Raw genomic sequence first — 11,054 nt, forward strand, 5'->3', positions numbered from 1 at the left:
CCGTTGAGCGACAGATTGACCGCTTCACCCGTGGCCGTGTCGGTCAGCCCGGAAGCGCCGGCCACCACGCCCAGTGCATAGGTCAACGTACCGGCACCGTCGGCGCCGTAGGCGGAGGTGAAGTTGGCGGCGAAGTTCTGCGTAGCGTTGGTGCCCAGTAGCGTCTCGTCCACCGTCAGGGTTGGCTCGGTGCCGGTGGTGCTGATGCTCGGTCCGTCGTCTTCGAAAATCATCTTGGAGCCGATCTCGGTCTTCGCAGTGGACGCCTGGACCAAGGTGAAACCACCGATGTCAAAGTCGGCGTGGTCGGTGCCCTTGGCATCGAGGGCCGCGCCGTTTTCGATGAGCACACGGTTGTGATCTGACGTGGTGGTGTATTCGATCTGGTAGCCGGCCTTGACGCCGGTGATGGTGGCAACGCCGGAAGCGAAGCTGATGACGATGCCCGCATCATTGGCCGAGCCGTCCGAGTTCTCGATGACGGCGCCGGTGCTGATGTTGGTGACCCGCACGTTGCTGATCGCAACCGGGGTGTCACCGGTATAGCCGTTGATGAAATTCACCCCGGATTCAGCCGCGGTGCTGAACGCGCTGATTTTTACCACGGCGGTCTTGCCGGCCTGCAACTGCACGACATCGAAGTTGGCCATCTTCGTATTGAAGACGTCGGTAAAGTCGATGTTGGATTCCAGGTCCGCTTCGGTCTGGTCCAGATTGGGAATGGTCACATCCTGCCTGGCACCGGTGACAAAGGTGAAACGGATGCCTTCCTGTTCCACGATCATCTGGTTATTGGTACCGAAGGTCGTGGGCCCACCGGCCTGGCTGGTGTTGATCGTATCGCCCGTGGTGATATTGGCGCCGCTGGATTGGTCGGCCGGGTCCTTGCCGGTGGCGATGATGGTGGGCTCGTTGATCCGCAGGACACCGTCGACCAGCGTCGTCGTCGGGTTCGCCGTGGTGAACATCAGGAAAAGGTTCTGGCCGGAGGGGGCGTTGGCCAGGCTGAACTCAAGGTCCTGGCTCGCGCCGATGAAGACTTTGTCCAGCAGGTTGACGGCATCGTCGGGGTTGGTATTGACGGGTTGCTGGAGCGGTTCGTAGAGCACGGTCCAGATCTTGCCGCCGGTGGCGGTTTCTTCAATGTAGGCGGCAAAGACGATTGCACCGGCTGGGCCGCCGGCCCGGCCGAGGACGATATTGTCGTTGGTGTCCGTGTAGAGCAGGATGCTGGTGCCATTGAGCGTATCCAGCCCGCTGTCCACCCCGTCGAGCGGCGCACCGGTGCTGCCGACGAAGCTGATATTGGTAATGCTTGCTCCAGGCGCGGCGTTGACCGTGAACGCATCGCTGCCGGTGTCGCCCACGGCGCCGGTATACCCGCTCAAGGCGGCTCCCGTCGCGGTCCCTGTGCCAAGCGCGGTCAGGCGGCTGGCGAAGGTCGTGGGGAGGGAGGCAACCAGAATGTCGTTATCATCCGCATCTGTTGCAGGGCTCGGCGTGGCGGTGCCGTTCTGCAAATTGGCGGTTTCATCCAGCGTTACGTCGACGCCGGTTGCCACGACCCCCAGATCGGTGCTGGCGGTTGCAGTGAATAGCGAGGCCGGATCGCTCAGCAGTGCTGAGTCTTGCTCGCGAATAGTCATGACTTTCTCCAGAGCATGCGGTCATCGAGGTCTGACCGTTGACCTTATGACCGCAACTATGGGCAAGCCCGGCGTTATTGCGTATCGGCTGATACTCCCAGGCGGGGTGGGAGTTTCGGCCTATGCCACCGGCAATGGGATTGAGCCTGCGTGGGCAGATTCGCGCAAAACCCCGACAGTTCCAGCAAGCCTGCGAACGCCCGGCAGTCGCCGTTGCGAGAAAGTGAAGCCGTCGATAACGACAGCGCCCACGGGCGCCGGGCCGGCGAATGTCTCGTCGGCCCGCTCACGCAGGAGAGCGATCATGACCGATATCCAACACAGCATTCCCCAGGAAGTCGAAGGCAAGGTGGCACTGGTCACCGGAGCCGCCAGTGGCATCGGCAAGGCCATCGCGTTGTTGCTGCACGCCCGCGGCGCCAAGGTGGTCGCGGAAGACATCAACCCCGCCGTCCATGAGCTGGCCCGTCCCGGGCTGGTGCCGCTGGAGGCCGACATCACCGAGGATGGCGCTGCCGAGCGCGCCGTCGGCATGGCCGTCGAGCAGTTCGGTTGGCTGGACATCCTGGTCAACAATGCCGGGATCATCATCAACAAGCGGGTAATCGACATGACGCGCCAGGACTGGGAGCGCATCCAGGCGGTCAACGCCACCGCGGCCTTCCTGCATTCACGCGAAGCGGTCAAGGCGATGACGCCCAACAAGTCGGGGGCCATCGTCAACATAGCGTCCTACGCGTCCTATTTTGCCTTCCCGACCATTGCCGCCTATACCGCCTCCAAGGGTGCCCTGGCACAACTGACGCGGACCCTGGCGCTGGAAGTCATCGAGGATGGTATTCGCGTCAATGCGGTCGGCGTTGGCGATGTGGTCACCAACATCCTTAATGACGTGGTCGAGGACGGCCCGGCGTTCCTTGCCCAGCATGGTGAAGCCGCGCCTATTGGCCGAGCCGCACAGCCGGAAGAAATTGCCGAGGTGGTTGCGTTCCTTGCGTCGGACCGTGCCAGCTTTATCGTCGGTTCGGTGGTCATGGCGGATGGTGGCATGACGGTCACTGCTGGCTGAGTCAAGAAAAACGGCGCTTATCCCATGAAAGGGTAAGCGCTAACGCCGATCAGTTAAGCCTCAACCCCGTGGGAGCAAGCTTTGCTCCCACAGGTTTTGTGTCATGTGATCCTTAACTGACTGGCATTAGCCCGGGTGCCTCATTTATCTGAATGAACCAACCCGGATACAAACACTTGGTAGCGGCTGGGAAAAAATCAGTTGCAGCGCCACAGCCCCTGTGGCGAGGGAGCTTGCTCCCGCTGGGGCGCGAAGCGGCCCTAAACCTGAATCCCGGTTATGCCAGATTCAATGGTGTCGCCAGCCTTGGGCCTGCTGCGCAGTCCAGCGGGAGCAAGCTCCCTCGCCACAAAAGCGGCCCTTGCTCCCACAGGTTTTGTGTCGTGTGATCCTTGACTGACTGGCATTAGCCCGGGTGCCTCATTTATCTGAATGAATCAACCCGGATACAAACACTTGGTAGCGGCTGGGAAAAATCAGTTGCAGCGCCACAGCTCCCTGTGGCGAGGGAGCTTGCTCCCGCTGGGGCGCGAAGCGGCCCTAAAACCTGAATCCCGGTTATGCCAGATTCAATGGTGTCGCCAGCCTTGGGCCTGCTGCGCAGTCCAGCGGGAGCGAGCTCCCTCGCCACAAAAGCGGCCCTGGCGCCTGATGCCGATCAGTTAAGCCTCAAACCCGTGTGATCCTTAACTGACTGGCATTAGGGTAAGCGCCGTTTTTTTTGCCTTTGTCTTGAGTGCTTGTTCAGAGTTGCACCCGACGAAGCCTGCCGTTTAACGGCACCACGCTTCCATCTGGTGTAGGCAGTGGTCGCCCGAGCAGCCCCATGCCTTCGCTGACCAGTACCGCGTCCGGTAACAGGCACAGGTTGGAAGGGGTGTCCAGGTCGCGGGCGAGCACCGTGACCTGGGCGGTTTGCAAGTCGCAGCTCAGCAGCCGCCCACTGAACCGGGTAAAGCCGCCATGCAGGGGTTCGCCGTTCCAGTCGGGAAGCAGCGGTTGTTGCAGGCGCTCGCAGAGTTCCAGCACCAGCAGTTGGCCGTTGGGGCGCAGCGCCAGCCCGGTGGGCAGTTGCAGGCCGCGAATCAGGATGTCGATCCTGGCGCTGTCCGGCCAGACCCGGATCACCTGGCCGGCCTTCTCGGCAAAGTCGATGCCCTTGCGGCTCGGGTCGCCGTGCAGTTCGCCCGAGAACAGGCTGATCAGCACGGCGTCTGTCGCCGGTTCGTACACCAGGGTCACGGGAACGGCTTCCTGGCCTTGATCCAGTTCGGGCAGTTGAGCCAACACGCGCTCTTGCTGGCCGGTGACGAACTCCACCAACTGATTGGTATCGGGCTTGACGGCCAGCCAACTGCGGCGGGTCGGGTAGTAGCACAGCGCATTCAGGTTGCCACGGCTATGGAACACCGGCTCGGGCGGTGTGAATTGCAGGTCCAGCAGTTTGGAACCGGCGACATAATCCGTCTGGCTGACCAGGCAGCGTCCGTCACCGCAGGCGATGTCCGACACCCCCATGATTTCATCACGCAGCATGCGCGCCTGCATGTTCATGGCGCGAAAGCCATGCGCCAATGTTTCGCGGGGCAGGTAGGTGCCGGGCCGCTGCGGATCCGGTCGCAGTCGACTGATACGGCCGCTGAAGAGTTGGTCGGGCAACCCCGAGCCTGCTTCGGTCAGCAGCAGGCTTCCATCGGCTTGCAGGCAGAAGCCGCGAGGGTTCAGCAGGTCCTCGGCGACCAGGGTGCTGGGACGCAGGTTTTCCCGGGGGTGCGCGGGGATCTGAAGGGGAACGGGCATAGGCTTTCTCCGTGAATGAGCAGGGGATACGGTCATTGCGGCGGCTGCCACGGTTCACCGGTGAGATAGGCCCGCAGCAACGCCCGTTGGCAGGGCGACATCGAGCGCACCACGGGCATGAACAGCGTGGTGCCTTTGTAGGCGTCCGAGGTGCGGGCGAGGATGGGGTTCTTGGCGCCCATGACGGCGTCGGGCTGATTCAGCGGGATATAGCGCGACATGGCGGGGAAGGCCAGGTAGTGAAAGCGCAGCACGTTGGGGTACATCAGCGGCCAGGTGATGGTGGTGCCCTGGGGAATGCCGAAGTCGGTCTGGGCGTATTTGCGAAAGTTGGTGAAGTAGGCACTGCTGTCGAGGCCATTGGCCGTGCAGGTCAGGGCGACGAAACCCGCTTGAGCGGCGCTGCCCGGCTTGAGGGTGACCGGGAAACTGACGGAAAGCTGGCCACTGTCGACGGTCAACGAATCAGGGAAGTCGAGGAAGTCCCAGTATTGCGGTTGATCATAGACCGCGGGGGCCGCCGCCTGCAGGCCAATTTCGGTGGTGCTGGGGACCGCTCCGCCCAGGTACCTGACCTGAAGGGTGATCGACAGGCCGTTGGGGTAGTCCTCCAGGTAGACGTTGCGTTGCTCGGCATAGATCCGATAGGTCGACTCGGTGGCCTGCAATGTGGTGCCGGCGACCTTGCCCGGTGCGTTGATCGCCAAGGCAGAGGTCCGTACTGCCTGTAGCTGGTCGGCGGTCAGGGGCAGGTCGACGATGCCGCCATACACGTAGTAATCGAATAAAAAGCGGCTGGTCGGCTCCAGGGTCGTCAGGGTGGTGGAGCCGGCGCTGATGGTCACGGTCCCGTAATTGGCGTTGGGGCCGATCGGGCTGGTGATATCGTCCCTGACGGCCCGGAAGGTTTCCTTCGGAATGACGTTCACCATGTCGATGCTCAGGTAACCGGTGTTGTCCAGGTCGGCATAGCCGGCATTGCCGGTACTCTGGTTGACTAGTTGCCGGCCCGGCTGGCAGTTCAGCGGCTCGTCGGCGAAGGCCGGGGCCAGTGTGCCGATGACCCGGCCGATGCTCGGGTTGGGCGTGTACCGGCCGGCGGCATAGTCGGCGTCCAGTTGTTCGGTGGTCATCGTGGGGCACATTTCGAACATGACGAAACGCAGGACGATGCCCGTCGCCCCCGGTGCCTGGATGATCGAGCGCAGGCCGCTGCTGTTCTGGTTCCAACTGACAATGCTGCTCAAGGGGAAGGTCAGTTGAAACGTGCCGCTGGCGTGGAAAGAGCCCGGCGCATCCATTTTCGCCGGCAGCAGCACACGTCCCGCCACGTCGAAACTGCTGCACACGGTGTCGCTGCGGATCAGCAATTGGATGTTGTCGTTGCCACCGATTTGCAGGCCGCCGACGAAGATTTGGGTGGTCGTCGAGGAGGTGGGGTCCAGGTCCACCATCATCGGTCCGGAAACGGGCCCCTGGCCGGTCACCGGGTCCACCGAACCGAGCAGGTAGACGGGCTGGCCCACCAGGTCGCCGGTGGTGTTGATGCTGCCGGGGATGCCCTGGGAGCTGATCAGGGCGTTCTGCATGTCGACGACATGCTGCCCATAGTGATTCCAGCCCCCGGCGGTGTAGTAGTTGCCGGTGGGGGCATTGATCATGTTGTTCAACTGGTCGTCGGTGTAGGACTCGGCGCTCGGTGCCAGGGTCGAAGTGGTCAGGTCGAAGAGCGGCCAGTCGTCGTTGCCACCGTAAGGAATGGTCGGGGAGTTGTTCGGCAGGCTGACGTCCGTGCGGATGCCGCCCCAGAAATTCAGCCGTGGTCCGTTCAGGATGCTCATGATTTATTCCTCGTCCTTGATGGTTTTGCCGACAGGCGAATTGGCGAATTTGAACAGGTAGGAGTAGTCGGATTTGTAGGGGCTCTTGACCGGAGTCGCCATGGAGTGGCAATTCATGCAGCTGCTGTTGGGCTGGATGTAGCTTTCCATGGTCACGTTGGCCGAAAGGGCGGGGGTCGGCTGGCCCAGTGGATTACTGGGGTTGTCCGGCATCAGCGGGCGCTGGGTGGTGATGAGTTGGTAGTACTTCAGCACGCTGCGTTGCAGGTCCGGGTCGCTGCGGTAACGGGCGTTGACCTCGTTGGTGATCTCGGCGATCGGGGTGTACCGGTTCAACGGGTTCGGGGTCTGGAAGGTGGTGCCAGGCTTGGGCACGCAGACCAGGTGCGCGCCCTGGGTCTGCCAGTCGCAGGGCGACTGGTTGAGCGTGGCTGCCGGGGCGCTGGGGTTGAAGTAGGAATAGGCCGTGCCGGAGGTCGGCTGGTCGACCCATACACCGTTCACCAGTGTTTTGGGCGGAACGTTGTCGATCTGCTCGAAGGTCGACCAGATCCACTGCGGATAGCCGTTCACCTTGGTGATGACGTGCAGCCCCACCAGGCCCAGGTAGGCCTCGGTGACGCCGGTGCGCTGGCCTTGGTCGTCGAACGTGGCCACGCGCGCAAGCATGGTCAGGTAGCGGCTGGCATTGTCATGGGGGGTGAGGATGCGCCAGCTCGATTTGACCTCGATGACCCCATAGGGAAAGTTGATGTTGTTGGCTTTGGAAACCACATCGGCGTTATAGAACTGGTTGGCGACGATGTAGTTGTAGGAGGTCTCGTTGGCCGAGATGTCGTAGTAGGTCGGGTTGCCGGCCTGGTCGATCAGCCAGCCGCCGACGGCCTGGTCGACGGCATTCACCTGGGAGCTGTTCTTCAGCGCGGCGATGTTGATAATGCCCAGGCTCTTGGCAAGCTGCGGGGTGTTCCAGGGGCCTGGATCGGCCCCCCGTGGCAGGAAGGTTTCTTCCACGGTCTTGTAGGTCTGCCAGACGGTGTAGCCAGGGTCTCCCGGTTGTTTGCTGCAGTCGGGATCACCGCGCTGCCCCGCCTGGGCGGGCCAGTTCACGGCGATGAACAGCTGCCAGCTGTATTGATCGAACAGGTCCTGGCTGGCGTTGGCCGCCGGCGCCGTGCTGGGGGGCTGGCAATTCAGGTTCGAGGCCTGCGTCCGTGGCATGGCTTGTTCCTGGGATTGTTCCAGGGCCAGGGCCGGAAGACTGGCCAGACCCAATAGTACCAGGTTGAAACGGAGTGAAGTGTTCATGGCGATCCTTCGTCATTGGTCAGGGTTTGCGCTGCATGAGCTTGTTCCACTGCGCCTTTTGCCCGTTGCTCTGTGAAGCCGGTGGTTCGAACAACTGGCAGGGCGGTGGATTCGCCGGGCACATCGCGGCGACTTGCGCCCAGGTCTGGGCAGGGTCCGGTTTGGCGATGCGGAAGTTGGTGTAGTTCTGGCTGACAATGGGGGCATTGGCGACACTGGCGTCACCGGAGAAAAAGAATGATTGGGGCTGCCGGTAGGGTGGTTGCCCCGACATCTTTTTGTAGAAGGCATAACCGAACAGGATCGGACCCTGCGGCGATTGAAGGTCCAGCGCGTAGGCTTGCACGCTGCCGTCCAGGTTCTTGCTGCGCTCGGCGCTGTAGGGCAGGTGCTGGATGAAGTCCTGGCGCGGCGGATGATTCATCGGCGAGAACATGCAGCAGGCCGGCATGTCCTTGGGGCGATCCTGCGGGTAGGTCAGGAAGTATGCCTTGTTGCCCAGGGACACGAAGGAGCAGGTGTAGTTGTTGTTCTTGATCGGGAAGATCGGTAGGCAGTACTTCTCATAGTGCTCCATCATCGCCCCGAAGCCGTCGCCATCGGCCGGGATATAGGCCGTGTCGTAATAGCTGGTCCCGCGAGAGACGGTGTAGTCCGCCGGGGTCAGGGTGGAAGGGGGATTGCTGTAGGGCGGCGGGTTCTTTTCGTAGTTGTGCATCACCCGGTACATGGTCCAATCGCTGATCCAGAACGCCGGGAAAAACGGATCGGAAGGGTCGCCCGGGGCACGTTTGGCGATGCAGTTGCCGTTCTGTTCGTTGCAGCCCTCGGTGTTGTGCACGCCCATGGTGAAGTAGACGGCGCCGCTGTCCTGTTGGGCAAAAAGCCCCGGACTGAACAACAGGATCAGTAACAACAGTCGGCTCAAAATGCAGGCTTTCATATCGACACTCCTGTGCAGTGCCGGGCGGCGGGCTCGCCACCCGGTGATCCTGGGTGAAATCGTCAAAGGCCGTTGTAGTCACTCATGCTGAGTTTCTTGGGCGGATAGTTGAACTTCACCAGGCGCTTGGCCCACAGCTCCAGGACGGCGCGGCGGCTTTGGGACATGTCCCGGGTGATGGGCATCGCAAGGGTGCTCTGGTCCTGGTAATCCTTGCTGATCAGCAAGATCAATTGGTCGATTGCGCCCTCCACGCGCGTCCGGGAATTGAGCGGCATGAACTTGTTCATGATGGGGTACAGGTAATAGAAGGTCTGCAGGATCCTTGGATAAATGAACTTGTCCCACAGCAGCTCTGGAGCGTTTGTTTTCTCGTAGATGGCGTTCCAGGTGTCGATGAAGTCCTGTTGCAACTGCATGTCCAGTGGCAGCACCCGTATCGGTGCGAGGAAGTCGACGTAGGCCTGGGTGATCGGGAAGCTGAACGGAATGGCCGGTTTTTTGCCGTTCTCCTGCACGAAGAAGCGCAAGGTAGGGAAGCCTGGCGCCACTGCCCGGCAGCTTATCTGGGCGATGCCTTGGGCGTTGGTGGTGATGACGGCGTAGGAGTAATTGACGCTGCTGGCCTTCTTGTCCTCCAGTGTACCGGTGCCATTGAGGCCTTTGTCGAAGACCAGGCAGGGGCGCAGGTCGACGGCGACCGGCGTACCGGTCGCTCTGAGGAAGTCTTGATACCCGATCGGGTTGCCCACGGGTTCGGGTACGTCCTGCAGGTCGGTCAGCCGGCGACCGCTGCCGGTGCTGCGATAGAGGGCGACCTTGGGGGCGTCGATGAACTGCGGCAGATTGGCTGTATTGTTGATACGGGCCGACGGGTTGTCGTAGAACAGCGTGAAATCGGCGGCATTACTGAAAGCCAGGTAGTAATTGCTGCTGGTCACCATGTAGGGGTTGCCGTACTCCGCGACATACAGCGTGGTGTTGGCGGCTGGCAGACCATTTTTCTGCACCATGATGCTCAGCGTCTTGCGGTCACCGACATCGATGAAACTGCCGCTCTCGATGACTTCGGCGGTCCACGGTTGCTGGCCGGCGGCGATCCTCGGAGGGGTGGCCGGGAGGCGCTGTTGCAGCAGCAGAGGACCGGACTGCAGCAGTGCCTTGGCTTCGGGGTTGAGCGTGAGATCGAGGATGCCTGAGCGTAGCTCGAAAGCCGATTGCTGGTATTTATCGAAGCCGAAGCCGATCCCCGCCATGAACCGTCCCTTCTGGCGCACGCCCAACAGGTAGTCTCCGGCGTTGAATTTCTCAGGGACCAGGATGTCGGCTGCGGGGTCCACGGGATAACACGGGAACGTGTTGCTCAGGTCCAGCGACAGGGTATTACCGTTGATCTGCGCCGAGATCACCCCCAATGGGACACTATGATTTCCAGCGGGACCCGGTTGAACGACCGAGACTGGCTGGGTGGGTACCAGGCGGACCCCGGCGGGAGCGGTGGGGTATTCGTTGGCGAGCCACAGACCCAGCACCGCCGAGGTGCGGCTGTAGGCGGGGTTGAAGAAAATCTGGTTGACGTTGTTCAAGCCTTCCCTGTACAGATCACGCACTTTCGCCATGATGTCCGGGTGGTTGGAACGGGTGTTGGGGCGCTGCGTGTAATCGTTGAATACACCGTTCTTGTCGTAGCAGGTCAGGTAGGTTGAAAATCGGAACATGAGGCCCTGAGCCCCTTGCTGCGTCATCTGCTGCTGGAGGTTGGCCAGAAGACGCGAGTTGCCAATCGCCCATTCCAGGTTCTCCTTGGGAAAGCAGGTCTGCCAGGTGGTGCTGACGTTCACCAGGCCACCCAGGGCTCCCCAATTGAAGTTCAGGAAACGGTCCATCATCCGATACTTGCGGTTGAGGGTCAGGCCGCAGGACGTATCCCCCAGCACCAGTTTGTCGAAATACAATGCCGTGAACGTGTTCTGCCATGGGCTGATATCCACGAAGCGCGCCGGGGTCGGGGCGGAACTGCCCAGAGGGCTGCCGAGTAAGTGGTATTGCGCGCCGATCAGCGAATCCTGAGCGATGTAGGTATTGGCCTGCAGCTCGCCACCGATGACGGTCGAGGTGGTTTTCCCGTAGTTCACCAGACCGCAACCGTTGTCACCGAACAGGTCCCATTCGGCGGGCATGTACGGGTCATGCTTCGGATTGATATTGCCTGGCACTTGTTGCACATAGGTCGGCATGCCGGCCATGTACTGCGTCGAGAGAGCCCATGGCATCAGCCTGTCGGGGGCATTGTGGGGGGTGATGCCGAAGTGCTTCACGAACGGCCAGTTGATGTCCATGTTGACCGCGTCGTACAGCGGGAACATGTCATTGTTGTTGGCCGTCGGCGGGTTCCAGAACATCTCGCCGTTGAGGTAGATGCGGGGGAAATTCAATATGCTCATGTC

General features: G+C 61.4%; 7 protein-coding genes. 1 reads left to right on the top strand and 6 read right to left on the bottom strand.

Translation table 11 applies throughout. The annotated features are described in order from the left end of the window. Nucleotides 1-1,646 (bottom strand): DUF5801 repeats-in-toxin domain-containing protein (locus BLT00_RS03120; protein WP_256572745.1); only part of this gene is annotated, 1,646 nt, incomplete at its 3' end. A gap of 304 nt (nt 1,647-1,950) precedes the next feature. On the opposite strand from BLT00_RS03120, the gene BLT00_RS03130 reads away from it, so the two are divergent. Next, nucleotides 1,951-2,715, top strand: a complete 765-nt coding sequence (locus BLT00_RS03130) for an SDR family NAD(P)-dependent oxidoreductase (RefSeq protein ID WP_092141888.1) — start codon at nt 1,951-1,953, stop codon at nt 2,713-2,715. A 744-nt stretch (nt 2,716-3,459) separates the two neighbouring features. On the opposite strand, the gene BLT00_RS03135 is transcribed toward BLT00_RS03130, so the two are convergent. The 5 genes from BLT00_RS03135 to BLT00_RS03155 form a co-directional block, all read right to left on the bottom strand. Beyond that, complete coding sequence (locus tag BLT00_RS03135) at nt 3,460-4,515, bottom strand: hypothetical protein (RefSeq protein WP_092141885.1); 1,056 nt, start codon at nt 4,513-4,515, stop codon at nt 3,460-3,462. A 32-nt stretch (nt 4,516-4,547) separates the two neighbouring features. Next, on the bottom strand, nt 4,548-6,356 hold the full coding sequence (locus BLT00_RS03140) for a hypothetical protein (protein WP_092141882.1): 1,809 nt from the start codon (nt 6,354-6,356) through the stop codon (nt 4,548-4,550). A 3-nt stretch (nt 6,357-6,359) separates the two neighbouring features. Then, nucleotides 6,360-7,664, bottom strand: a complete 1,305-nt coding sequence (locus tag BLT00_RS03145) for a hypothetical protein (protein ID WP_092141879.1) — start codon at nt 7,662-7,664, stop codon at nt 6,360-6,362. Between the two features lie 19 nt (nt 7,665-7,683). Then, entirely contained in the window at nt 7,684-8,607 is a 924-nt protein-coding gene (locus tag BLT00_RS03150) for a hypothetical protein (protein WP_092141876.1), read from the bottom strand. Nucleotides 8,608-8,669: 62 nt separating this feature from the next. Continuing rightward, a complete protein-coding gene (locus BLT00_RS03155; RefSeq protein ID WP_092141873.1) occupies nt 8,670-11,051 on the bottom strand; it encodes a hypothetical protein in 2,382 nt (793 codons plus the stop codon). Nucleotides 11,052-11,054: the final 3 nt, after the last annotated feature.

This window comes from Pseudomonas sp. NFACC51 (assembly GCF_900103575.1).
Classification (GTDB): Bacteria; Pseudomonadota; Gammaproteobacteria; order Pseudomonadales; family Pseudomonadaceae; genus Aquipseudomonas; species Aquipseudomonas fluorescens_Q.